The organism is Pararhizobium sp. IMCC3301 (assembly GCF_030758315.1).
Lineage (GTDB): Bacteria > Pseudomonadota > Alphaproteobacteria > Rhizobiales.
The window spans coordinates 1,043,752-1,067,613 of record NZ_CP132336.1 but is presented as its reverse complement, the minus strand read 5'-3'; the positions used below and the strand labels follow the sequence as shown (position 1 = coordinate 1,067,613).

Annotated in this window: 25 protein-coding genes; 17 read left to right on the top strand and 8 right to left on the bottom strand. The window is 54.1% G+C overall.

The window, feature by feature from the left end; genetic code table 11:
• The first annotated feature begins 8 nt into the window (after window positions 1-8).
• Window positions 9-833 carry a metallophosphoesterase gene (locus RAL88_RS05045; protein WP_306267700.1) on the top strand — a complete coding sequence of 275 codons (825 nt, stop codon included), beginning with the start codon at window positions 9-11 and terminating at the stop codon, window positions 831-833.
• Window positions 830-1,651: an inositol monophosphatase family protein gene (locus tag RAL88_RS05040; protein ID WP_306267699.1), complete on the top strand. Its 822-nt coding sequence runs from the start codon at window positions 830-832 to the stop codon at window positions 1,649-1,651. The genes RAL88_RS05045 and RAL88_RS05040 overlap by 4 nt, the downstream gene beginning before the upstream one ends.
• A 67-nt stretch (window positions 1,652-1,718) precedes the next feature.
• Here RAL88_RS05040 and RAL88_RS05035 read toward each other — a convergent pair whose 3' ends face one another.
• The 6 genes from RAL88_RS05035 to RAL88_RS05010 form a co-directional block, all read right to left on the bottom strand.
• Window positions 1,719-3,458, bottom strand: coding sequence for a SulP family inorganic anion transporter (locus tag RAL88_RS05035; RefSeq protein ID WP_306267698.1), 1,740 nt, complete (start codon window positions 3,456-3,458; stop codon window positions 1,719-1,721).
• A 57-nt stretch (window positions 3,459-3,515) separates the two neighbouring features.
• Window positions 3,516-3,863 carry a TIGR01244 family sulfur transferase gene (locus RAL88_RS05030; RefSeq protein WP_306267697.1) on the bottom strand — a complete coding sequence of 116 codons (348 nt, stop codon included), beginning with the start codon at window positions 3,861-3,863 and terminating at the stop codon, window positions 3,516-3,518.
• 44 nt (window positions 3,864-3,907) lie between these two features.
• Complete coding sequence (locus RAL88_RS05025) at window positions 3,908-4,792, bottom strand: MBL fold metallo-hydrolase (RefSeq protein ID WP_306267696.1); 885 nt, start codon at window positions 4,790-4,792, stop codon at window positions 3,908-3,910.
• Between the two features lie 94 nt (window positions 4,793-4,886).
• Window positions 4,887-5,327: a DUF6691 family protein gene (locus RAL88_RS05020; RefSeq protein ID WP_306267695.1), complete on the bottom strand. Its 441-nt coding sequence runs from the start codon at window positions 5,325-5,327 to the stop codon at window positions 4,887-4,889.
• A 1-nt stretch (window position 5,328) separates the two neighbouring features.
• Entirely contained in the window at window positions 5,329-5,760 is a 432-nt protein-coding gene (locus RAL88_RS05015) for a YeeE/YedE family protein (protein WP_306267694.1), read from the bottom strand.
• A 7-nt stretch (window positions 5,761-5,767) separates the two neighbouring features.
• Entirely contained in the window at window positions 5,768-5,989 is a 222-nt protein-coding gene (locus tag RAL88_RS05010; protein ID WP_306267693.1) for a DUF2892 domain-containing protein, read from the bottom strand.
• A gap of 77 nt (window positions 5,990-6,066) precedes the next feature.
• Between RAL88_RS05010 and RAL88_RS05005 the strand changes: the two genes are divergently transcribed.
• The 4 genes from RAL88_RS05005 (at window position 6,067) to RAL88_RS04990 (ending at window position 10,151) form a co-directional block, all read left to right on the top strand.
• Window positions 6,067-6,366, top strand: a complete 300-nt coding sequence (locus RAL88_RS05005; protein WP_306269584.1) for a helix-turn-helix transcriptional regulator — start codon at window positions 6,067-6,069, stop codon at window positions 6,364-6,366.
• A gap of 413 nt (window positions 6,367-6,779) precedes the next feature.
• Window positions 6,780-8,408, top strand: coding sequence for a BCCT family transporter (locus RAL88_RS05000; protein WP_306267691.1), 1,629 nt, complete (start codon window positions 6,780-6,782; stop codon window positions 8,406-8,408).
• A gap of 181 nt (window positions 8,409-8,589) precedes the next feature.
• On the top strand, window positions 8,590-9,648 hold the full coding sequence (locus RAL88_RS04995; protein ID WP_306267689.1) for a type III polyketide synthase: 1,059 nt from the start codon (window positions 8,590-8,592) through the stop codon (window positions 9,646-9,648).
• Window positions 9,648-10,151 (top strand): isoprenylcysteine carboxyl methyltransferase family protein, encoded by a 504-nt coding sequence (locus tag RAL88_RS04990; protein WP_306267687.1) that lies wholly within the window; start codon window positions 9,648-9,650, stop codon window positions 10,149-10,151. Before RAL88_RS04995 ends, RAL88_RS04990 begins: the two co-directional genes overlap by 1 nt.
• A gap of 40 nt (window positions 10,152-10,191) precedes the next feature.
• Here RAL88_RS04990 and mgtE read toward each other — a convergent pair whose 3' ends face one another.
• Window positions 10,192-11,571 carry a magnesium transporter gene (mgtE, locus tag RAL88_RS04985; protein ID WP_306267686.1) on the bottom strand — a complete coding sequence of 460 codons (1,380 nt, stop codon included), beginning with the start codon at window positions 11,569-11,571 and terminating at the stop codon, window positions 10,192-10,194.
• A gap of 108 nt (window positions 11,572-11,679) precedes the next feature.
• On the opposite strand from mgtE, the gene RAL88_RS04980 reads away from it, so the two are divergent.
• The 4 genes from RAL88_RS04980 (at window position 11,680) to RAL88_RS04965 (ending at window position 14,469) form a co-directional block, all read left to right on the top strand.
• Window positions 11,680-11,961: a hypothetical protein gene (locus RAL88_RS04980; protein ID WP_306267685.1), complete on the top strand. Its 282-nt coding sequence runs from the start codon at window positions 11,680-11,682 to the stop codon at window positions 11,959-11,961.
• Complete coding sequence (locus tag RAL88_RS04975; RefSeq protein ID WP_306267684.1) at window positions 11,958-12,419, top strand: RimK/LysX family protein; 462 nt, start codon at window positions 11,958-11,960, stop codon at window positions 12,417-12,419. The genes RAL88_RS04980 and RAL88_RS04975 overlap by 4 nt, the downstream gene beginning before the upstream one ends.
• A 77-nt stretch (window positions 12,420-12,496) precedes the next feature.
• Window positions 12,497-13,402, top strand: a complete 906-nt coding sequence (rimK, locus tag RAL88_RS04970) for a 30S ribosomal protein S6--L-glutamate ligase (protein WP_306267683.1) — start codon at window positions 12,497-12,499, stop codon at window positions 13,400-13,402.
• The gene (locus RAL88_RS04965) at window positions 13,402-14,469 is read left to right on the top strand and encodes a succinylglutamate desuccinylase/aspartoacylase family protein (protein WP_306267681.1); all 1,068 of its coding nucleotides are present in this window, start codon (window positions 13,402-13,404) and stop codon (window positions 14,467-14,469) included. The genes rimK and RAL88_RS04965 overlap by 1 nt, the downstream gene beginning before the upstream one ends.
• A gap of 16 nt (window positions 14,470-14,485) precedes the next feature.
• Here RAL88_RS04965 and yghU read toward each other — a convergent pair whose 3' ends face one another.
• Entirely contained in the window at window positions 14,486-15,361 is an 876-nt protein-coding gene (gene yghU / locus RAL88_RS04960; protein ID WP_306267679.1) for a glutathione-dependent disulfide-bond oxidoreductase, read from the bottom strand.
• Window positions 15,362-15,552: 191 nt separating this feature from the next.
• Between yghU and RAL88_RS04955 the strand changes: the two genes are divergently transcribed.
• From RAL88_RS04955 to nirK, 7 genes are all read left to right on the top strand, one after another.
• Entirely contained in the window at window positions 15,553-16,767 is a 1,215-nt protein-coding gene (locus RAL88_RS04955) for an FAD-binding oxidoreductase (RefSeq protein ID WP_306267678.1), read from the top strand.
• 67 nt (window positions 16,768-16,834) lie between these two features.
• Window positions 16,835-17,677 carry an NAD(P)-dependent oxidoreductase gene (locus RAL88_RS04950; protein ID WP_306267676.1) on the top strand — a complete coding sequence of 281 codons (843 nt, stop codon included), beginning with the start codon at window positions 16,835-16,837 and terminating at the stop codon, window positions 17,675-17,677.
• 372 nt (window positions 17,678-18,049) lie between these two features.
• Entirely contained in the window at window positions 18,050-19,078 is a 1,029-nt protein-coding gene (locus tag RAL88_RS04945) for a hypothetical protein (protein ID WP_306267674.1), read from the top strand.
• 257 nt (window positions 19,079-19,335) lie between these two features.
• Complete coding sequence (locus RAL88_RS04940) at window positions 19,336-20,568, top strand: MFS transporter (RefSeq protein WP_306267672.1); 1,233 nt, start codon at window positions 19,336-19,338, stop codon at window positions 20,566-20,568.
• 144 nt (window positions 20,569-20,712) lie between these two features.
• Window positions 20,713-21,780: an FAD-binding oxidoreductase gene (locus RAL88_RS04935; protein ID WP_306267670.1), complete on the top strand. Its 1,068-nt coding sequence runs from the start codon at window positions 20,713-20,715 to the stop codon at window positions 21,778-21,780.
• Window positions 21,780-22,337, top strand: a complete 558-nt coding sequence (locus tag RAL88_RS04930; protein WP_306267668.1) for a class I SAM-dependent methyltransferase — start codon at window positions 21,780-21,782, stop codon at window positions 22,335-22,337. The genes RAL88_RS04935 and RAL88_RS04930 overlap by 1 nt, the downstream gene beginning before the upstream one ends.
• A 123-nt stretch (window positions 22,338-22,460) precedes the next feature.
• On the top strand, window positions 22,461-23,615 hold the full coding sequence (nirK, locus tag RAL88_RS04925; protein WP_306267667.1) for a copper-containing nitrite reductase: 1,155 nt from the start codon (window positions 22,461-22,463) through the stop codon (window positions 23,613-23,615).
• The last annotated feature ends 247 nt before the right edge of the window (window positions 23,616-23,862 follow it).

The window sequence follows — 23,862 nt, the reverse complement described above, 5'->3', positions numbered from 1 at the left end:
GAGCCATCATGCGATTTGCTCACATATCTGATTTACATCTGGCTGATGCCCCCCAGGATCACCCATTACTCAGAAATAATTTATACGACGCCCTGGAAATCCTGTTCGGTGATCTTCGCGAAATTCAAACCAATCTGGATTTTGTCGCGGTCACTGGTGACCTAGCAGAGAACGGCGATATCGGGTCCTATCTCAAAATAAAACAGTTTATGGATATGCTGGATATTCCGGTATTTGTCGTCCCCGGGAATCATGATTTGAGAGAACCGTTTCGAAGCGTGTTCGGATCATCGGGTCCTCTGCCAGAAGCCGGGCCACTTGATTTTTATGTCAATTCCGCTGAAGCGCAGATTATTGGATTGGACAGCCTTATTGAAGGCACCATGACAGGCCGGCTGACGGACAGGCAATTGGACCGTTTACAGACCAATCTGTTGTCGGCAACGGCTCCGCACACGATTATATTGTTGCACCACTCGCCATTTTCCACAGGTCTGGCCGAGTTTGATGAAATCACCACAATTGAAGGCGATCAAGTATTCGGTGAGTTGATCAGAAATGCCCGATCCAAGGTAACCCTTTTGTGCGGACATATTCATCGACCCTACCACGCGGTCTGGATGGGGGCGCAGTGTTACGTTGCCGGAAGTCCGGCATTTCAATTCGGCGGTGAGAGCCCTTTTGGGGATTGTGAACTGGGACTGGTCGATGAGCCTTTTGCCTATTTCATACACAGTCTGCGTCCCGCTGGAGATCATGTTGTCAGCACGCGCTATGTGGAGCTGGATAGTACCGGAGGCGAAAGCGCTTTGCGCCGGGACCGGTTGTCATGACAGCCGACAGTTTGAATATTGCAGGAACGCACGAGATAAAGCGCAAACAACAATTTGCGGAAGATCTGGCAGCTGAAGCTGCGGAGCTGGCGGTCACATATTTTCAGCAGTCGGAAACTTTGCGAATTGAGTCGAAAAATCCCAGAGATTTTGTGTCCGAAGCAGATCGCAACGTCGAAGACATGATCCGGCAGCGAATACGTGCACAATACCCTGAAGATGATATTGTCGGAGAAGAGGGCGGGGGTGTCGAAAGCGGTGCCTATTGGTGCGTTGATCCGATTGACGGAACTTCGAATTTTCTCGCAGGCATACCATTCTGGGGTGTCTCGATCGGCTATTGTGAGAACAGGTTACCCGTGATGGGGGCCATCTGTATTCCGCTGCTTGATATTCTGGTTTCGGCAAACAGTGCGACGCCGGGAATCCGGTACAACAGATCTGAAAAATCGGAATTTCAGCGATCAGAAATACCTTCGGTGGTCCTGGGGCAAAGCCCTTACTGGGGAACATCGTCTTTCAGACAGGCGCAGGATATTTTTCTGAATGCCGATCTGGAATGCATGAATCTTCGATGTTCAGTGGTTGGGACAGCATTTGCGGCACTTGGCATGACGCAGGGATATTACGAAGAGCAGACAAATATGTGGGATGTTGCCGCCGGCTACGTTGTTGCCGCGCAAGCCGGCCTTCACGCATCCATCCGGCGCAACGATCTGAACAACAAACTGACAATCTCTGTCTTGAGCCCGAACGTGTTTGAGCAGATTGGCGCGCAGCTTGCAGAGAGAAATCTTGAGCCTGCAGCCATGCAATGAGAGCGCTGCAGTGCCGGCGTTTATCTGATCCGGTTTGCGGTGCCGAAATGCTCGTCAGATCAGTGGATTATGCCAATTCGCATATGGCGCGATGCTGGCTGAGGAAGACTTTTCCTGAGAGGTGCTGCAGGAAATCTGTTCGCTGCAGGCGATCCATGACCGGGCCTTTAACTTCGCTCAAATGGAATTTAACACCCATGTCAGCAAGGCGCTGATTGATGGCTTCAAGGGATTCAAGTGCGCTCATATCAACGTCATTGACTGCCGTGCACATGAGAATGACATGTCGGAGTTCGGGTCGGTCCGTCACCATGGCGTACATGGCATCTTCCAAAAACCGTGCGTTGGCGAAATACAGGCTTTCATCCACGCGGAGCGTCAGGATGGTGTCATGAGTGATGACCTTGTGGCGCAGAATATTACGGTAATGTTCGCTTCCGGGAACCTGTCCGACGATTGCCATATGCGGACGGGACGACTTGTAAAGGTGGATCAGAAGCGACGTCAGGACACCGGCAACAACACCCCATTCCACGCCGAGAGCGAGGGTGATGAGCAAAGTGGTGAGAACAGCGGCAAAATCAGCTTTGGAATATATCCAGGTTTTCCGGAGGATTGAAAAGTCCACCAGCGACAGCACAGCCACGATGATGGTGGCCGCCAGAGTTGCTTTCGGCAGATGGTAAATCAGCGGTGTCAAAAACAGGGCCGCAAGGCCGAGGCCGATCGCTGTGTAGGCACCTGCTGCCGGCGTGCGGGCACCAGCGTCGAAATTGACGATTGATCGGGAAAATCCTCCTGTCACAGGAAAGCCGCCGGTGAACGCGGCCCCAAGATTTGCCGCGCCAAGGCCGATAAGTTCCTGATTGGGATCGACGCGTTGCCGTCGCTTGGCGGCGAGGGTCTGAGCCACCGAGATCGATTCAACGAAACCGATAATGGAAATCAGTATGGCGGATCCTGCAAGGTCGCGCCAAAGTTTGATCGAAAAAGAGGGCAGGGTCAGTGGTGGAAGTCCCTGAGGCACGTCGCCGACAAGGGCGACTCCTCTGGCACCCAGATCCAGGCCCCATGCCAAAAGAATGGTCCCAAGAATTGCGGCGACCGGGCCTGTTTTTGCAGCCATATCTGCCAGCCGCGAAGACACACCAATTCCTATCAGACGCTGCTTCAGTCCCTTGCGTATCCAGAACAACAACACGGTCACAGTCACACCAATTGCGAATGTGTAGGGATTGACGCTGCCGGCAGTGCGGCTGAGTGAGACAGCGAGCTCATACAGGGTGTCTCCCTCCGCGGATACGCCCAGGATATGCCTGAACTGGCTGGCGGCAATGAGAATTCCAGATGCAGTGATGAAGCCGGAGATCACCGGATGGGACAAAAAGTTGGCGAGAAATCCGAGGCGCAGGACGCCCAGCAGAACAAGGAACGCACCTGACAGAAATGCCAGCGTTATGGCGGCGGCCACAAATTCGGCGGAATCGGGTTGTGCGACTTTGGCGATTGCTGCCGCAGTCATCAAAGACACCACGGCAACCGGACCGACCGCCAGAGTACTGCTGGTGCCGAATACAGCATAGAGAATGATCGGGGCCATAGAGGCATAAATGCCCATTTGTGCCGGAAGGCCGGCCAGCAGAGCATAGGCAAGCGATTGTGGAATCAGCATGATGGTCACAATCACGGCGGCAATCATATCATCGGCAAATGTTTCCCGATTATAGGTTCTGCTCCATGTGAAAACAGGCAGATAGCGCTGCGCGAGCCCGGCCGCCTGCCGGAAGGAAGGTGCCCTCATTTGCATTTTCTAAGTCCTGGCGTTGGCCAGAAATGTGCGACCCGGCGCATCTCTTCCTGCCTTTTACGAGGGAGTTTTATTGCGATTTTCATGGAGTGAGCACAACATGGCTGAGCGCGTGCCTGTGCGGCAATAGGCCAAAACAGGCGCTGGTAAATCGCGCAGGGCAGCGCTGAATTCTGCAATGTCCTGATCTTGCAGCTGGCCGGATATGACGGGAAGGTAACGGATTTCCAGCCCGGCAGCATCTGCAGCCGCGGCAATTTCGGAAAAGCCTGGCTGATTGTCCGCTTCACCGTCCGGACGGTTGCAAATGATGGAGCAAAAGCCCTTTGCAGCGATAATTTCAATATCGTCTGTCGAAATCTGTGGACAGACAGACAGACTGTCATCGATTTTCCTGATGTTCACGGCTGGCCCTTCCTTCTGAGTTTGAAACGCTGCGCTGTCGAGCGCTAAATACGATTGAGTGGAACCTTCAGCATAAGACTGCCTTCGCTGTCCCGAGGCACTTCGCCTGCCCGCATATTAACCTGAAGTGAAGGCAGTATGAGCCGGGGCATGCCGAGGCTGGCATCGCGCGCGGTGCGGAATTTGATGAAATCTTCGCGGGTTTTGCCCTCGCCTGCGTGGATGTTGTGCAGCTTTTCCTCGCCGACGGTTGTTTCCCACTTGATATCCCGGCCGTTGGGGCCGTAATCGTGGCACATGAACAGGCGCATATCATCGGGAAGAGCCAAAACTTTTTGAATGCTGTCGTAAAGTGTTGCGGCATCTCCGCCTGGAAAGTCGGCGCGGGCGGAACCACCATCGGGCATGAATAATGTATCGCCGACAAAGGCCGCGTCACCGATGACGTGGACCATGCAGGCGGGGGTGTGACCCGGCGTAAAGATGGCAACGGCCTGCATGTTGCCGATCGTGTAGATATCTCCTTCTTTGAAAAGTGCATCAAACTGCGATCCGTCGCGCTGAAATTCGGTGCCTTCATTGAAGATTTTGCCGAACGTGTCCTGAACGACCATGATCTGATCACCGATGCCGATCCTGCCGCCAAGCTTTTGCTGAATATAGGGGGCCGCAGACAAGTGGTCCGCATGAACATGGGTTTCGATGATCCATTCAAGTGTGAGGCTGTTGTCGGTGATGAACGAGATGATTTTATCGGCATGATCGTAAGTCAGGCGTCCGGCCGCGTAGTCGATATCCATAACAGAATCGATCACTGCACAGGCGTTAGAGCCGGGGTCGTTGACCACATAGCTGATGGTATTGGTGGCATCATCAAAGAAAGCGGTCACTTCGGGACGAACTGACATATCGAGAGGATAAGAATTCATCGCATTCTCCTATTCATATTATTGAATATTATATTGATCGGATGGCCTGTCATTGCCTGCCTGCGCGGCCCGGTATCCGGTCGGGTTAAAAAAATCAGGCGATAATGGCGGTTCTTCGGAGCCAGTTATTTGCGGCGCGGGCAGTGGCAATACCAATGAGCATGGCTGCAACGAAGATGAGTGGTTCAGAAAACCCCAGGCCAAGTGCGGGGATGGCACCGCCAGGACAGAAGCCGGCAATGCCCCAACCAACACCAAAGGCTGCCGATCCGGCAACCAGCCGGGTATCGATTGTGCGGTTTTTCGGCACATCGAATGCGGAACCAAGAACCGGTTTTTGCTGGCGGGCAAAGACAATGCGATAGCCAATGGCGGTGGTGAGCAGGGCACCGCCCATGACAAGGGCAAGGCTTGGATCCCAGGTGCCGAACAGATCGAAGAAATTCAGAACCTTTGCCGGGTTTGCCATACCGGAAATCGCGATTCCAAGACCGAAAACGGCGCCGATAATCGCGGAAGATAATAGCCGGATCATACTACAGCCCCGGACCATGTCGGATAATGAAAACAGTGATGAATGTTGCGAGCATAAATATGCCGGTCGCGACAATTGAACGCGGTGACAGACGCGCCATGCCACATACACCATGGCCGCTGGTACAGCCCGAGCCGAAAAACACGCCAACGCCGACGATCAGTCCACCAATCACCAACGCAGTGTTACTTACAGGAACCGCAAAAGGCACAACGCCCCCCGATGCCAGGTAAATCAGCGGAGCAATAATTGCACCGACCAGGAATGCCAGTCGCCAGGCCCAGTCATTTCCCAAGGGCGGAATGACGCCGGAGAGGATTGCTGTCATCCCGGCAATGCGTCCGTGAACAGCCATCAGCAAGATGGCGGCTATGCCGATAAGGACACCGCCGCCAAGCGAAGCCCAGGGCGTGAATTGGGTGGCAGTTTCCATTTATAATTCAGCCTGTTTTGCAGGTGTTCATGCCAAGGATGCGATACAGCGGACAAAAGCGGAAAAGTGCCGTTGCAATCAGGACGATACCGATAAGCGGCACGAGCCAGCTCAGGACGGGGCCAGACCACAATGCAGATGCGAACACAAAGGGTCCGATAACCAGAATCGCTCCGACAACCAGCCGAATGATGCGATCTACAGAGCCGACATTTGCAGTTTTAAACATTGTGTTGATCCTCGCTTGAGTTTGTATCTATCGATATTTATATAAGCGTTTACCGATATACAAGGGTGAAATTTTTGATGGACATCAAAATTCAGGATCTGGAACCGAATATCAGGGAAGCGGCAGCGCTGATGGACATGCTATCGCAACCGGCGCGGCTGCGGATTCTGTGCATTCTGCTGGACGGCGAGCAAAGTGTGCTGTCACTGGCTGGTCTTGTTGATATGTCCCAACCCGCGATGTCGCATCACCTGAAAAAATTGCGCTCCGCAGGTCTGGTGCAAACACGGCGAGATGCGCAGACGATCTATTATTCGCTTAAAGGCAACGAGGTAGCTGTCGTATTGAAGACCCTGCATGGATTGTATTGCGCTTGACGGGGGGCGGTCAGCAGGCAAATGACGCACCAATGGGGCAGGGTCAGGCTGTCGCCCGCGTGGCAATACTTGCGCCCGCGTGGCAGTACTTGGCTATGGCGGCATTTCGCTGGGTCCGCCGAAGATCGGTTTTGCTGCGGAGGCCACATCAATTCACATGGATTTAAATTATTGGCTGTACCGGCGCTGACCATTGTCGCCTTGCCGGCATATTGAGGGGGCGCAATTCCAGCCAATGCTGTGCTCGGGCGCTGCAAGGACGTTAATTGCCACCGGAATGTCGTAATCAGACATCTGCGGGGCGCAGTATTCTTTTGAGACTGTTGCCAACCATGTTAGCGTTGCTGGCAAGCGTGGGGCTGAAACCAAATTCCACAACAAAACACTATTTCTTTGATACGGGGAGCGCAGTAATGACTGAGGCAACTGAGAGTTCAGACGATGCGGCACCGCATCCGGTCGATACCGATTTCGAAATCGGCCAGCACAATATCAATCCGTTCGGACTGGATATTCACAATCCGGTATTTTTGATCTCGGGTTTGGGTATCGTCGGATTTGTGCTGATCACACTGATGTTTCAGGAAGGCGCGACAGATTTTTTCGGCTGGCTGAGGCCATTCCTGACGTCGACGTTTGACTGGTTTTTTCTATCTGCGGCAAATATTTTCGTCATTTTAAGCCTGGTCCTGATGATCACGCCCCTGGGCGCTATTCGACTGGGTGGAGATGATGCCATACCAGATTATGGATATCTGGGTTGGTTCGCCATGTTGTTTGCAGCCGGAATGGGCATTGGCCTGATGTTTTTCGGCGTTTCGGAGCCGATGTCGCATTTTGCCTCGTCACTGGGCGGTGTTGCAGGTGAGGCTGGCGCGCGGACTGACTGGGCACCCCTGGGAGCGGCAGCTGGTGACATTGCGGCCGCCCGTGATCTGGGAATGGCAGCGACGGTTTTCCACTGGGCCCTTCATCCCTGGGCGATTTACGCTGTGGTAGGATTATCACTGGCGTTCTTTACCTATAATCGTGGCCTGCCTTTAACCCTGCGCTCGGCATTCTATCCGCTGTTAGGTGAGCGGGTCTGGGGCTGGTGGGGACACATCATCGATATCCTGGCGGTATTTGCCACTTTGTTCGGACTGGCCACATCACTTGGATTTGGCACAGAACAGGCACTTGCCGGTTTGAATTATCTATTCGGATGGGACACGGGCAACGGTGCCAAAGTCATCCTGATTGCGGTCATTACCGCTGTCGCACTGCTGTCGGTCCTGCGCGGTCTGGACGGTGGAGTGAAAATCCTGTCAGAAGTCAATATTGGGCTGGCAGCACTGTTGCTGGTGTTTGTATTGCTGGTAGGACCCACCGGAGATATTTTTGCCGCCATCGTTTCTGGCGGAACGGCCTATGTCACCAATCTGATTCCGCTGTCGATGCCATTCGGACGCGAGGATGTGAACTTTTCCCAAGGCTGGACCTCATTCTACTGGGCCTGGTGGATTTCCTGGTCACCTTTCGTCGGCATGTTCATTGCCCGTGTCTCAAGAGGCAGGACAGTACGCGAGTTCATCTTCTGTGTGATTGTCATTCCGACGCTTGTCAGCGTCGTCTGGATGGGCGTATTTGGCGGCACTGCGATTTCGCAAGTTGTTGCAGATGCTGCGGCTCCGGTGAAAGATGCCGCGCTGGAACTGAAACTCTTTGAAATGCTGAAACCGCTGCCATTCGCAGGGATCTCGTCATTTCTGGGGATTATTCTGGTGTTGATATTCTTTATCACCTCATCGGATTCAGGTTCTCTGGTGATTGATACAATTACCGCTGGCGGCAAGACAGATGCACCGGTTGCCCAGCGTGTGTTCTGGTGCACTTTTGAAGGTGTGGTCGCAGCAACCCTGTTGCTGGTTGGCGGATCGGGTGCGTTAACCGCGCTTCAGGCGATGGCGGTCAGTACCGGATTCCCGTTCACGATTGTGCTGCTCGCCATGTGTGTCAGTCTGGTGATCGGATTGAACCAGAGCCGAAAACTTTCAAAATAGCCGGCACATCCTATTTCCCCGCAGTCTGTGTGACTGCGGGGTTGTTGGGCGGCGCCGCCAAAGCATACGGCAAATCGGCAGGCATATTTCCAAATTGTAATGCGATCAGTCGGCCTGTTTGGTGGTCCAAGTGACATTCTGACGCGTATGATCTGTACAATTTGATCATATGGAAGTGGCCATGCGTGTTTTTCTGAAGGGCCTGGCAACCGCTGTACCGGCTTATGAGTTGCCGCAAAATCTTGTGCTTGAGAATGCCCGGCGCATTCTGGGCCCGCGTTATTCTCAATTCGAGCGCATGGCGAGCACATTTCAGACCTCAGGCGTGGAAAAACGCTATTCCTTTGCACCATTCGACTGGTTTGAAGAACCGAAAAACTGGCCAGAGCGCAACAGCCTGTTTCTGAAGGGTGCTAAACAACTTTTCACGGAAGCGGCGACAGCGGCACTGGACGATGCAAGGTTATCCGCAAGGCAGATTGACACGATTGTGACAATTTCTTCCACCGGTATTGCCACACCCACGATTGAGGCTCTGGCATGGAAGGATATGGGCTTTCGCACTGATGTTCGACGGATTCCGGTGTTTGGACTTGGGTGCGCCGGCGGCGTTTCGGGCCTTGCAATCGCCCAGGCTCAGGCGGCAGCGCAGCTCGGTTCGCATGTGCTGATAGTGGCGCTGGAGGCCTGTACCCTGTCGTTTCGGTCCGACCGACTGCAAAAGGCGGATATTATCGCGACCGTTCTTTTCGGCGATGGTGCGGCGGCTTGTGTGCTGTCGACGGAACCGGGAAAAGCGGGCGGGACCAGCGTTTCGCTTGGTATTGGCCAGGAAGAGCTCTGGCCCGATACTTTGTCGATAATGGGATGGGATGTGGACGAGGCGGGGCTCGGAGTGGTGTTTGACCGCTCGATACCTGTTTTTGCAGAAACCTATTTTGCCGAAGCCTGTGACAAGGCATTATCGCGCAGCGGACTGGCGAGGGACGACATCGTGCGCTTTGTCTGCCATCCCGGTGGTGCCAAAGTTGTGGAGGCGATTGAAACCGCACTGGACCTTGAGGCCGGATCGCTTGACGCCGAACGGTCGGTACTGCGCGATTATGGCAATATGTCTGCACCCACCGCATTGTTTGTATTGAAGCGGATTCTGGAGGCGAAAACGGAAGGGCAGATGATGATGTGTGCCCTGGGTCCGGGCTTTACGGCATCCTTCCTGCCCCTGGCTGTCGAACGCTGATGCCTGACTTTTCACTGCCAGCAGCCCTGTTTTTGAGCTTCATTGCGGTGCAGCGCCTCAGTGAATTGCTGATTGCAAGGCGCAATACCACGAAGCTTCTGCGACAGGGAGCCAGGGAAATTGGCGCAGGTCACTATTCGGTGATGGTTGTGCTGCATGCTGCATGGCTTCTGGCGCTGATCGGGTTTGGCTACAACCAGCCGGTTTCAACTGGCTGGCTGCTGGTGTTTGCCGGTCTGCAAATGTTCCGAATCTGGATCCTCGTCAGTTTGGGGGAACGCTGGACAACGCGCATTATCATACTCGATCAGCCCCTGGTGAAATCTGGTCCATTTGCCTATCTGAAGCACCCGAATTACTGCCTTGTCGTTGCTGAAATCCTTGTCGCACCGATGGTGCTGGACCTGTTCCAGGTGGCCGTCCTGTTCTCGGTGCTGAATGCAGCAATGCTGTATGTCCGCATCAGGGTTGAGGAACGTGGCCTGACACATCTGCGGAAATGATGATGGTGTTCGGCTTTTTGGGGATTGCCCGACTACGCTCCTATTTCAGAAACGGGAGAAAAGCGCTGGCAAGGCTGAGGACGAGAAAAAAACCCGCCATATCGGTGATGGTGGTGAGCAGAGGGCCACTGGCAACAGCCGGGTCCTGGCCGAAGCGACGTAACAGCAGCGGCACAACGCCGCCGATGGACACGGCGATGATGGTATTCAGGCACAACGCCAGACCGATCACCAGACCGAGATATATATTTCCTTTCCACGCCCAGGCGACGATGCCAATAAGAATGCCCAGAACGGTTCCATTGATCAGACCTACGGAGGCTTCCTTGAGCCAGACCCGCATTGCATCGACGGGTTTTACCAGACCGAGCGATAATTCGCGCATGGTGACCGCGACCGCTTGATTGCCGGAACAGCCGCTCATGTCCGAGACCATCGGCAGGAACACTGCGATGGCAATGACAGCGGTCAGCGTCTCTTCATATGCGGAAATGACACTGGCTGCGATGATGTTGAGGACGATATTGGTGGACAGCCATGCCAACCGTCGCCGCGAGCGGATGCCAAGAGGCATGGAACGGATTTCCTCTCCGACAACACCCTGCAATTTCAGGCTTTCAGTTTCCGCGCGCTCAAGTGCCGCCATGTCGACTGCCGAACGTGAGACCACACCGGCCAAGCGGCCGTTCTGCGCAACGACGGGGATGCCGAGGAAGGCATGCTTGTCGAAAATATCGCGCAGATCGTCGAGCGGGGTTTCAACCGTGACATACATCGGCTTGACCATGATCTCGGTCAGAGGCTCTGATTTCTTTGCTGTCAGAAGACTGCGCAGGGACACGACGCCAACAGGCCGTTTTCGGGAATCCAGCACATAAGGATGCTGACCGCGATAACGCTCAAAATCGGAATCCTCATCGACAAATTGTTTGAGCACCTGTCCGACAGTATTTTTCTTCGAGAAGGTGAACACTTCGGAAATCATCAGGCCACCGGCCGTGTCGTCATCATAAGCGGCCAGACGCCGCAGGTCCGCGGCTTCGCGCGCGCTCATTTCGCCAAGAATTGCGTCGGCATGTTCCTGGTCAAATTCACCGATGATATCAGCCTGAACATCGGAGGAAAGTTCACGCAGAATGAGGCTGGCCCGTTCCGCCTCGTGATTTTCCAGCAATTCAACCGCGATTTCGGTGGGGGCTTCCTCAATCAGGCTTGCCGCAAGCTCAACGGGGAGCAGAGCCAGAACGCTTTCGCGATCGGGTGCATTGAGATTGAGGATCTCGCGCAGTGCATCGCTCAGTGACATGGCCTCCAGGTGTGCGGCCAGCCCTTCGGAATCGCCAGCTTCGAGCAATTCCTGTGTGAGGCCGTGATCCGGCTCGTCAGCAGGCTGGACAATTTCTAGCTGGGCTTTGGACATGGTGGTTCCTTCCGGCGAAATGCTGTCAGAAATTATTAAAGGCTTGACAAGAAATTACAATAGGTAAAAAATAATTGCTATGGACAATAATAATTATACGATTTACCAATGACCGTACCGAAAAATGTTATGGTGCAGGTGGCCGATAAACTGGCTGATCTGTATACGCAGCCGTTTGGCGGGAAACCGAAGGGCAGATTTCGCATCGCAGCAAAGCTGGTGCGTCAACTTGCTGGCCGTCGACGGCTTTATGACGATGATGTTCGCGAATTGACCCGCGCGATGACCGAGCGTGGGTATGTGATGATTGATATGGACGGGTTTTTTGTCGTGATGAGTTCCAACACGTTCGTAAATTACCGCCGCGCCAATGAGGACTGCCTGAGGTGAAACTGGATCAAGCTACCCAGGCTCTGAAGTCTGACAAGGTGATCGGCTGGCGCGAACATGTCGGGCTGCCGGATCTGGGTATTGCGCTGCTGCAGGCCAAGATAGACACCGGCGCACGGACATCCGCTTTGCATGCGATTGATCTGCAGACTTTCAACAAGGAAGGCGAGCGCTGGATTTCGTTTCATGTGCCGCATCGCGGCCATCGCAAAGACCAGCGCCAGAGTGCGAAAGTTCTGGACGAGCGTGAAATCCGGAACACGAGCGGCGTTCCTGAAATGCGTTACGTGATCGCCACGAAACTGGCTCTGGGTCGCAGACACTGGCGCATTGAAGTGTCGTTGGCTGATCGTGAGCAGATGAAATTCGACCTGATTCTGGGACGGACCGCAATCAGACGACACAACATGCTGGTCGCGCCGGGCAAATCCTTTCTTGTCGGCATGCCTAAAAACTGATGGCGGATCTTTGGCCGCGAAAAGCCGAGACGAGCGCAAACAGCGTACGCGCCTGAATCTTATCAAGGAGAAATTGCATGAAAATCTGTATGATGGCCAGAAATCCGGGCTTGTATTCCCACAAACGGCTGAAAGAAGCTGCCGAGGCGCGTGGACATACACTGAACATCGTCAACACCTTGCGGTGTTACATGAACATCGCCTCGCGGCGTCCTGAAATCTATTATAATGGCGAGAAACTGACCGGATATGATGCCGTTATTCCGCGTATTGGTGCGTCTGTCACATTCTACGGGATGGCTGTGCTGCGGCAATTCGAGATGATGGGGGTCTATCCGCTGAATGAATCTGTTGCCATTGGCCGCTCACGTGACAAGTTGCGCTCCATGCAGTTGCTGGCGCGCGACGGGCTGGGTCTGCCAGTGACGACATTTGCTCATGATCCAAGTCAGACCGAGGAAGTGATCAAGCTCGCCGGAGGCGCCCCGCTGGTGATAAAATTGCTGGAAGGCACTCAGGGCGTGGGCGTGGTTCTGGCGGATACGGACCGGTCAGCCAAATCGGTCGTTGAAGCCTTCCGGGGCGCGAAAGTGAATATTCTGGTACAGGAGTTCATCAAAGAGGCGAATGGCAGTGATATTCGCGCGCTGGTGGTTGGCGGCAAAGTGATTGCGGCGATGCAACGCAAGGGAGCAGAAGGCGAGTTCCGGTCCAATCTGCACCGTGGCGGCAGCGCTGTTTCGGTCAAGATTTCTGCGCAGGAACGCCAAACGGCGACCCGTGCCGCCAAGGCGATGGGTTTGAATGTCTGCGGTGTCGACATGTTGCGTTCCGCGCGCGGGCCGGTGGTGATGGAAGTCAATTCCTCGCCAGGTCTGGAGGGCGTGGAAAAGGCCACGGGGATAGACATTGCCAGCCAGATTATCGAGTTTCTGGAAAAACGCGCAAAGCCAAACAAAACCAATACCAAAGGCAAAGGATAATGTCCGTTCAAACTGTGGAGAAAGTTGGCGCAAGACCAGCGTTTCACATCGGCACATTCAGGATTGAGCCGGGGGCACGCAAGACTGTCGATCTACCGGTCAGTGTGCTGTCTGATCACACGCCGGCGGCACTTTCGGTGCATGTGGTGCACGGCCGCAAGAATGGATCGACCCTGTTTGTCAGTGCCGCGATCCATGGCGATGAAGTTATCGGTGTGGAAATCGTGCGACGGTTGTTGCGCAGCTCCAGCCTGAAAAACATGAAGGGAACGCTGCTGGCAGTCCCGATTGTCAACTCTTTCGGGTTCATGAACCATTCGCGCTACCTTCCTGACAGACGCGATCTGAACCGGTCGTTTCCTGGCAGTGCAACCGGCTCGCTGGCGTCGCGCCTGGCTCATATTTTCATGAGTGAAGTAGTGAAGCGCGCCGATGTAGGTATCGACCTGCACTCGGCTGCAATTCACCGCACCAATCTGCCACAAATCAGATTGACGCCCTCCAAGCCGGAGACGCTGGAACTGGCGGAAGCATTTGCGGCACCGGTGACGCTGATCTCGAAAATCCGGCCCGGATCATTGCGGGAAGCCGCCCAGGAAAACGGAATTGACATTCTGCTTTACGAAGCAGGCGAGGGTTTGCGCTTCGATGAATTTGCTGTCCGCGCCGGGGTTTCTGGTGTGCTGCGTGTCATGCGACACTTGCAGATGATTCCACCCAAAGGGGTGAGCAATCCAAAATCGCGCACCATTCATGCCAGATCAAGCACCTGGCTGCGCGCACCTGCAGGTGGTTTGCTGCGCACCCACAAGGATATTGGAGAAGAGGTGGCCACAGGCGATCTGCTTGGTGTTATCTCAGATCCGTTCGGCGAGATTGAAACAGAGGTTCTGGCAGAGCAGAGCGGACTGCTGATCGGACGGACCCATCTGCCGATCGTGAATGAAGGAGACGGGTTGTTTCACATCGCTCATATTGATCGGAAAGTGGACGCTGCGGCCAGAATTGATGCCCTGACCGCAGATATGGAAGAAGATGCGTTGCTCGACGAAGACGAAATTATCTGACGTCCTGTGGTGAGGTTTATTCCGCGGCCTCAAGCTTGTCCTGTGTTCGGGTTTCAAAGTCGCTGGCATCGTGACGCTCATGCAGCTGTTCATCTTCTGGCCCCTGAAACCGGTTTACCATTCTGCCCCGTTTAACCGCTGCTCTCGCGCCTACCAATTCAGTCCATTTGCTGACATTTTTGTAAGATGCCGTGTCGAGGAATTCGGCCGCATCATAGAGTTTGTTGCGCATCAGGGCACCGTACCACGGCCAGATTGCAATATCGGCAATGGTGTAGTCATCGCCACACATATATTGTTTGTCGGCAAGATGGCGGTCCAGCACATCCAGCTGGCGCTTTACCTCCATGGCAAAACGGTCGATGCAGTATTCGATTTTGGTTGGGGCATAGACGTAAAAGTGGCCAAAGCCACCGCCAAGATAGGGCGCGCTGCCCATCTGCCAGAACAGCCATGACAGGCATTCTGTTCTGGCGGCATGTTCGGTGGGCAGAAACGCCCCGAATTTTTCTGCCAGATAGAGGAGAATTGCACCGGACTCAAACACGCGAGTTGGCGTTGGTGTGCCATGGTCCATGAGGGCCGGAATTTTCGAATTTGGATTAATATCAACAAAGCCGCTACCAAACTGGTCGCCGTCACCGATGCGGATGAGATGTGCGTCATATTCCGCGCCCTGACGTCCAAGAGCCAGTAGTTCCTCCAGCATGATGGTTACCTTGACGCCATTTGGCGTTGCCATTGAATAAAGCTGTAAGGGATGTTTCCCGACTGGCAGCCGTTTTTCGTGCGTTGGGCCTGCTATGGGGCGATTTGTCTTGGAGAATTCACCTCCATTTTCCGATTGCCATTTCCAGACTTTGGGAGGGATATAGTTCGATGAATCGGTCATATTTGATGTTCCAGTAATCAGGTTGGTACGAGCAGTGCAAAAGTGCCTGTGGTTTTGTCACACGGAGCACAATCGAAGCACCGGATGCGGGCGATGGATCAACTTCAAAACAGCGCCGATCTATGCAACACAGAGACATCAGGACGAGGCTGGCAAAGCAAATCCCGGTGAAGTGGCGTGAGAGGATTTATATGGGGCGGATTTTGGAAAAACCAAGGCAAGGCCGGTATGATGTGGTGATTGTCGGGGGGGCAATGTTAGGGTCGTCAGTTGCCTGGTTCCTGAGCGACAATCCGGACTTTGACGGGTCGATTCTGGTGGTTGAACGAGACCCAACTTATGAATTCTCCTCCACTGCCCACACAAATAGTTGTATGCGCCAGCAATTTTCAGCGAAGATCAACGTACGCATTTCCCAGTTTGCTGCTGATTTTGTGAAGAACTTTCAGAGCTATATGGGCGATGATCCGAGAGTACCCGAGCTTGTGCTGCAAAGTTACGGCTATATGTATCTGGCTGACAATCAGGCCTTTGCCGACCAATTGAAAGAGTTGCAGAAAATTCAGGCCGCCTGTGGTGCTGGAACAAAATATATGAGCCGGGCAGACATCGCACGCGATTATCCGTTTTACAGGCTCGATGATATTGTCGGTGCCAATCATAATCTTGTCGATGAAGGCTATTTTGACGGCAATTCGCTGTTTGACTGGTGGAAGCGGATGGCGCGGGAACGGGGTGCTGACTATGTCAGCAATGAAGTGGTTGCGATGACGCGGAATTCCGCCGGCAGCCGGGTCGAAAGCGTTACCCTGAAATCCGGTGAGGAGATTTCCTGCGGTACGGTGGTCAACGCTTCCGGGCCTCGGGCGGTGCTGACTTCGCGCATGGCAGGCATCGAAATACCCGTTGAGCCGCGCAAGCGATATACCTTCATTTTTGACGCTGCAAAACCGCTGGACAGGGATCTGCCGTTGACGATTGATCCGACAGGAATTCACATGCGCACTGACGGCACTTATTATCTGGCTGGCTGTGCGCCGGATGAGGATATGGCTGTCGACTATGAAGATTTCGTACAGGATCATTCGATATGGGAAGACAAGGTCTGGCCGGTCATCGCCAACCGCATTCCCCAGTTTGAGGCGATCAAGCTGATCAATTCCTGGGCAGGGCATTATGCCTATAATTCATTCGACCAGAATGCCATTTTGGGACCGCACACACAGGTTGAAAATTTCATTTTCGTTAACGGGTTTTCGGGTCATGGCTTCCAGCAGTCACCCGCCATGGGGCGAGGCACAGCCGAGCTGATTACCTATGGCGAGTTCCGGACACTTGACCTGTCGCCGTTTAATTATGAGCGGATTGAGAAAAACCAACCCTTTGTTGAAAAGGCCGTGATCTAGAATTGAGCCCAGTTGCGGGCCTTTTTGGAACCGTTCCGACACAGACCTGAAACAGTGAGAGAAATTTATGAACAAACTGGTTCTGACCGGCGCTGCCGGACGCCTCGGCTCGTATCTGCGTGAACCATTGAGCAGGCTGGCGGATCAATTGGTGTCCACAGACATAGTCGATGAAATCGGCAAGCTTTATGATGGTGAGCAGTATGTGCGGGCCGATCTTGCCAGCCTGGACGATATGATTTCCGTGCTGGAAGGGGCGGAAATGGTTGTCCATTTCGGCGCCTATGGCGATGAAGGGACATTTGACCAGATTCTGGGGCCCAATATCATTGGCGCCTATAATGTCTGGGAAGCGGCATACCGCAATAAAGTGCGGCGGGTGATTTATGCCAGTTCCATCCATGCTGTGGGCATGCATCCGCGAAATGTCTGCATCGGAACCGATGTGGCGCATAAGCCGGACACGTTTTACGGGCTTGCCAAGTGCTTTTCTGAAGATCTGGCCAGCCTGTACTGGGACAAGCGGCAGGTGGAATCGGTCTGTCTGCGCATTCTTTCCTGCGCGCAGGTGACAAATGCCCGCGCCCTTGGATCGTGGCTGTCATATGAGGATCTCATCCAACTTGTGGAGCGATCAATTGATACACCTACCACCGGCTTCAGCGTGGTTTACGGAGTGTCTGACAATGATCGCAGGCCGGTTGACAACAGCAATGCCGCATATCTTGGCTACCGGCCAAAGGACAATGCGGAGCAATTTGCAGCACAGATCCTTGCAACTGAGCCGGTGCAGGATCTGTCTGATCCGAAAAACCTGTATCATGGCGGCCCGTTTGCCGCTGTGTCACTGGGCGAAAGCGGCGTTGCAAGCATGAACATTATCGACGATACCAAAAAAATTGATGATTAAACCGTCAGGCGAATTGTGAGCCTAATGGCAGGACAGGAAAAACACCTTGCTATGGCTTTAGTCGCGCCATAATGCTGCCGCGGTTGCCGTTCAAACCCTGCGCCAATGTCGGAAGATCAAAATACGATGGGTTTCGTTGCTTCGACGCAGATTTAAGTCAGACCATTGTTACTCAATGGGACTGATGAAAACCTAATATTATCCTGAAGGATATTTAGCATCTTAAAGCGCTGGTGAGCGCAAAGATGCGCAGGTATCAGGTGGAATTTTCCGCCTGATTTGCTGCAAGGCTGCGCTTTGTGAACAGGTCCTGTTGTTGAAGATCGCCCGACTGACGAGAACCTTACTCTGTCTTTTGGTGTAGGACGATTTATGAGAATTCAGTTTCTGATACTACTTGCCTCTCTTGTGTTTGGTCCAACGGCAGCTTTTGCGCAACCGCAACTGCCGATGAAATGGATTGAAGCGATTTCCGAAATTTCCGGGTCGTTTGAAAGTGGTGGCAAAGACAAGGATGAGAAATTTGCTGCGGTTACGCGCGATTTTGATTGCCAGGGTCTTTCGCTGGGATATCTCAACTGGCCATTGGGGACCGGGTCTTTTTTCGAACTCCTGAGCGATGTTGACGATGCGCAGATCAAGGCAATCAGTGCCGCGGTGATGCCGACCTACGGATCGGCGTGGGTGAAGATGATTCAGCTTGGCAAACAGGGTGATGTTTCACAGGCCGTGTCGCTGGCAAGAGGCTGGCAGAAACCGGCTTTCTCGGCCGGAGAGTGCAGAGATGACAAAAGGGGAGGTGTTCGTTTTGCTGATCCGGCCCTTGTCACCGAAATCAAAGCATTTCTTCTCCATGACACAATCCGCGATGCGCAAATGCGCGGCCTGGAAGGACTGGCACAAGAGGCATTTGACAAGGCCGTGAAATGGGCTGAGATGCAACGTGGCACCAATTCCAGCCCACAATTCAACGAGTTTGCGGTGTTCTTTGATCTGCGCACCCAGAACGGGTTGAAATATGCCGACAGTCTGATGGCGCTGGTGAGTGAAACCAATGAATCCCAGAAGTGGAAACGGGCCTATAATCGCGCTGCCACGTCCTGGATACAGATCGATTGGGATCAGGTGAATCCAAAACATGTTGAGGACGGAAAGCAGAACGCCGAGCAGTGGCGCCTTGCTTTTGACAAAGGCGAAGTTTCAACCAGCGACAACCAGCTTCTGCTGCTGATTGCGATGCGCGGTATGCTGACCAAACAGCCATATACAACAGACACAATGAACCGCAAAGGTGTGATGGCCACCGGGTTCGGATGGGCACACACAACCTTCTTTGACAACCGCCCTGTTTACCGGAAAATGGACAGGCTGATCCGGTCCCTGGCAATGAAAGGCTCTTAAACGAGACCGCTTTACTGCGTTTGCCGGCTGGAGGCCGGTAAAATTGAGACCATCCGGATTGGCCGGTATAGAACGCTGGCTGCTATGGGGTTATCCGCTCTGGCGGAACCGCTGGCAATTCTTCCCGGTCCGTCTGTCTGTCGCCGGTGCCGGGTCAAATGTCTCGACATTCACTCAACGTCCTTTAGATTGATCGGCAAGTGCTGTCGGGATGGTTGGTGCCATGAGTTCGGAGGCCAGGATCACGTTGCGCGAAAATGGCGAGACGAAAGCTGAACGGTCCAGCGGCGGTTTGGGAGTTTATGGGCCTGATTCAGAATCACAGATCAGTGTGGAATCTTGTCCTGCTGCTGGTTGGCGTGCTGTCGAACTCGGCGATTGTCCCGTTCATGGGGGTCTATATTGTCGAGGGGCTTGGTAAAGAGCCGTGGATGATCAGCGTCTATTCTTCACTGACACTGTTGGTGGCGGTGACGATCAACCGCCGATTTGGCGAATGGATTGACGAGGGCCGGACGATTGCGCCGCTCGTGCTGCTATGTATCGCCGCCTTTGTGATAGCAAATTCCGCGATACTGATTGTGCAATCCTACTGGATCGTGGTGAGTGTCGCGAGCCTGTGTTTCGGAGTGTCGTCTGCCGCTCTTTCGGCGATGTACAGCTATGGCCGGCTCTATGCCGAGCGTGAAAGGCTGAACATTCAACGCTACAATTCATATTTGCGCTCCATGACGTCCTTGGGCTGGATGCTGTCTCCGGCGCTGGCGTTTTTCATTGCAGGGCAATTCGGCCATCTCGCGGTCTTCAAAATGGCGCTCATCGCTGCAGGTTTCTGGGCGCTGTTGTGGTATTTTGTGATGCCAAAAGATTTCACCGCAGCTGCACGGCCGGCGTTGCAGAACAAGGCATCGAACGGGCAGGAGAGTATTAACCGGCCACTGTGGCATGCTGGCCTGGCATGCTTCTTCTTTTCATTCGCGCATATTTTATGCAGCAGCGCGTTGCCGCTGTTTTACATACAGGAAGTGGGGCTTCCAACCTTTGCGCCCGGTCTGTCGTTTTCGGTCAAGACATTTGTTGAAATCGGCGCAATTTTGAGTGCGCCCTGGTTGATTGGGCGTGTCGGGGCACGCAATGCGCTGCTTGGCGCAGCACTTCTTGGAATCGTTGCCTTCATGGTTTTGGCGGCAGTTTCGAGCTTGCCGCAGATGATTGTCGGATCAGCTCTGGAGGGGCTTTATTATGGTATTTTTGCCGGGGTTGGTATCACCTTTGTGCAAAGCTTTGCTGCCGGCAGAATGGCGCGGGCAACTTCGCTTTACATGAATGGCCTGTTTCTGGGCGGTCTCATCGCCGGTTCGTCAATGGGCCTGATTGCCCAGATATTTGATTTCAGAACGGCGATCCAACTGGCTTCGCTGGGGGCAATTGCAGCCTTCGTCGTTTTAGTCGCGACCAGACGATCCGACGCCGCCAGTGTGCCGGTGTAGAACTGACCGGGCGTCGAAATCCGGTGCTGTTGATCGGCAGATTTTCCGGTGCGGATAGCGGCGTTGGCTGACCGGAATGACTTGTGCTGGAGCCAGGGCTGAGTGGTGAGTGTGTTCAAACTCACCCAGAGGAGCGAAAGCTGTATGGCGAAGACGCCATGGGACGTCATTATTGTAGGGCAGGGGCTGGCGGGAACGACGCTGGGTCTGCACTTGCGGGCAGCGGGACAAAAGGTGCTGCTGCTGGACCCGGGCAAACCGGTCAGCGCGTCGCGAATTGCTGCCGGTCTGATGACACCGATCACTGGCCAGAGGCTGACGGTGAGCTGGCGGGTGGATGAATTTCTGCCCTATGCAAGAGCGTTTTATTCCGGGGTTGAGCAACAGACCGGGCATTCATTCTTTCATGAGCGCACGGCGCTGCGCCTGTTCACCAGTTTAGCGGAGCGTGAGGTGTGGCAGAAGCGAGCGGGAGACCTGCAATTTTGCGCGCATCTTGACGAAGGGCCGGTAGAGCAATTTCTGCCCGCCGCTGTCGCTGATACCAGTGGCGGCGGGTTTGCCATGAAAGCCGCGCAGCTGGATGTGGCGGCGTTTCTGGATGCGGCCGCTGCATTGCTGACAATTGAGCCGGTGACGCTTGACTGGGCTAAAGATGTGTCTTTTGGCGATGCCACGGTGTCGGTGGCCGGCCATTCTGCCCGTTATGTGATTTCATGCGAGGGCTATGCCGCAGCGCAAAACCCGCATTTTGCATTTGTGCCATTCAATGCGGCAAAGGGCGATATTCTGACTTTGCGCTTTGAAGCCCCGTTACCTGCCCATAGTCTGCATCGGGGAATCTGGCTGGCACCGAGCGCAGACCCGATGGAGTTTCGTCTTGGAGCGAGTTATGATTGGGCAAATCTTGATGAAGTGCCGAATCCGGAGGCGCGGGCTGTACTGGAAGACAAGCTGAAGGCTTTCCTTCATGTGCCCTATCAAATTGTAGGGCACAGCGCGGCCGTACGGCCGATCATCAGAGAAAGCAAGGCTGTGATCGGCTTTCACCCGGTGCATCGCAGGCTTGGATTTTTCAACGGACTGGGGTCGAAAGGGTCTTTGCACGGGCCCTGGTTTGCAAAACAATTCAGTACCTGTCTGGTGGTCGGAACGGCTGTTCCGGCAGAGTTTGATGTGCAGCAATATGCCAATCGCAAGGCGGGTGTGTGATGTGGCGTGCCACTGAAATGGCGCATTTGATGCTGCGTCAAATATTGCAGCCGGGAGATGTGGTCGTTGATGCAACCGTCGGAAACGGTCATGACACATTGTTTCTCGCAGACGAAGTTGGCCCGACCGGGCGGGTGTTCGGGTTTGATGTGCAGGAAAGCGCGCTGCAACATGCTGCTGACAGACTGGGCGCCAGGCCCGAGGTAACGCTGCTGCATGCCGGGCATGAGACGCTGGCAAAATGCCTTGCAGATTGCGATGAGCCATCCGTTGCGGCCGTGGTGTTCAATCTGGGATATCTGCCTGGTGCCGACAAGACAATTATGACTCGCTCCGAGACGACACTGGCGGCCTTGCAGCAGGCGTTGGCACTGCTGAAACGAGGCGGGGCGGTGACCATGGTGCTGTATCCCGGACATACAGGTGGCGGACAGGAAGCCGTTGATCTGTTTGACTTTGCGCAGGCTCTGGCAGGTGATTTTTCGGTGAGCCACTATCAGCGATTGAATGCGTTGGGAGTTGCCCCGGAATTGCTCGTATTTGGAAAAACAAATTAATGTCTGCAACGGGGCGATACCGGCAGAATGCTTTGTTTTGTTTGCGCCGGAACAAAGAGCAGACCACACCCCCGTCCTAGGTTTCGTCATCGGAATAAACCAAGACCGTTGAAGGAGACGAACATGATCACACGCCGTACAGCCCTTATGGGAGCAGCATTTGCCGCCGCAGCGCCCAGCCTGGTGGCAACCCAAGTGGCGGCCTCTTCAGAAAGCATGACCCCGGTCGGGGCGAATGTGGATCTGAACAACATGCCACGCAGAAAAGTAAAACTCGTTGCGCCGCCCTTCGTGCATGAGCACGAACAGGTTGCAACGCTTCCGCCAAGCATTGTCGAATTCGAGATGACAATCGTTGAAAAGGAAATGGAGATCGATCAGGACGGCACCATGATGCAGGCGATGACCTTTGAAGGGTCCGTTCCTGGCCCGCTGATGGTGGTCCATGAAGGCGATTACGTCGAACTGACACTGATCAATCCAGAGGAAAGCTCCCTGCAGCACAATATCGATTTTCACGCAGCGACGGGTGGGCTGGGCGGCGGTGCGCTGACGCTGGTCAATCCAGGTGAATTGACGGTTTTGCGCTTCAAGGCGACTCGCCCTGGTACGTTTGTCTATCATTGCGCACCGGGCGGACCGATGATTCCGTGGCATGTCGTGTCGGGCATGAGCGGTGCCATCATGATCCTGCCGCGCGACGGGTTGAAAGATGACAAAAACCAGGCCGTTCGTTATGACAAGGTGTTCTATATCGGTGAGAATGACTTTTACGTGCCCAAAGATACTGACGGAGACTATCTCCGCTTTGAAGATCTGGGCAGTTCCTATGCCGATACGCTTGAAGTAATGAATGGTCTCGTTCCGTCCCATGTCGTGTTCAACGGCAAGGCAGGATCGCTGACCAATGACAACGCCTTGACTGCTACTGTCGGTGAAACTGTGTTGTTTGTGCATTCACAGGCCAACCGGGATACGCGCCCGCATCTGATCGGCGGACATGGCGATATTGTCTGGGAAACCGGAAGTTTCAACACACCTCCTGCCAGAGATCTGGAAACCTGGTTCATTCGGGGCGGCTCTGCAGGTGCGGCGATGTACAAGTTCCGTCAGCCCGGTGTCTACGCCTATGTGAACCACAACCTCATCGAAGCGGTGAATCTTGGAGCGACGGCCCATGTGGTTGTCGAAGGCGAATGGGATAATGATCTGATGGCGCAGGTGCAAGCACCAACCGCCTACGGCCAGGCCTACACCGGAAGGAAAGCCCTGCCATAAAGGTACTGACCAAGCCCGGTAAAAGCCAAAAAACAGGCCGCGACCTGCGGCCTGTCAGATTACTGACAAACCCCGTCTTTTTGAGGCGGGGTTTTGTTTTGGGGTGTGGCTGTTGACGGTTTTGGCTCAGGCACGATGAGGCAATTGGCTGATGAGAGCGTGGTTTGGACCTTCAAGCCATTGGATTTGCAATTTTCCTGATATTCAGTTCCGTTGCTTATTGATGGCTTTGCCCCACGGTCTTCAA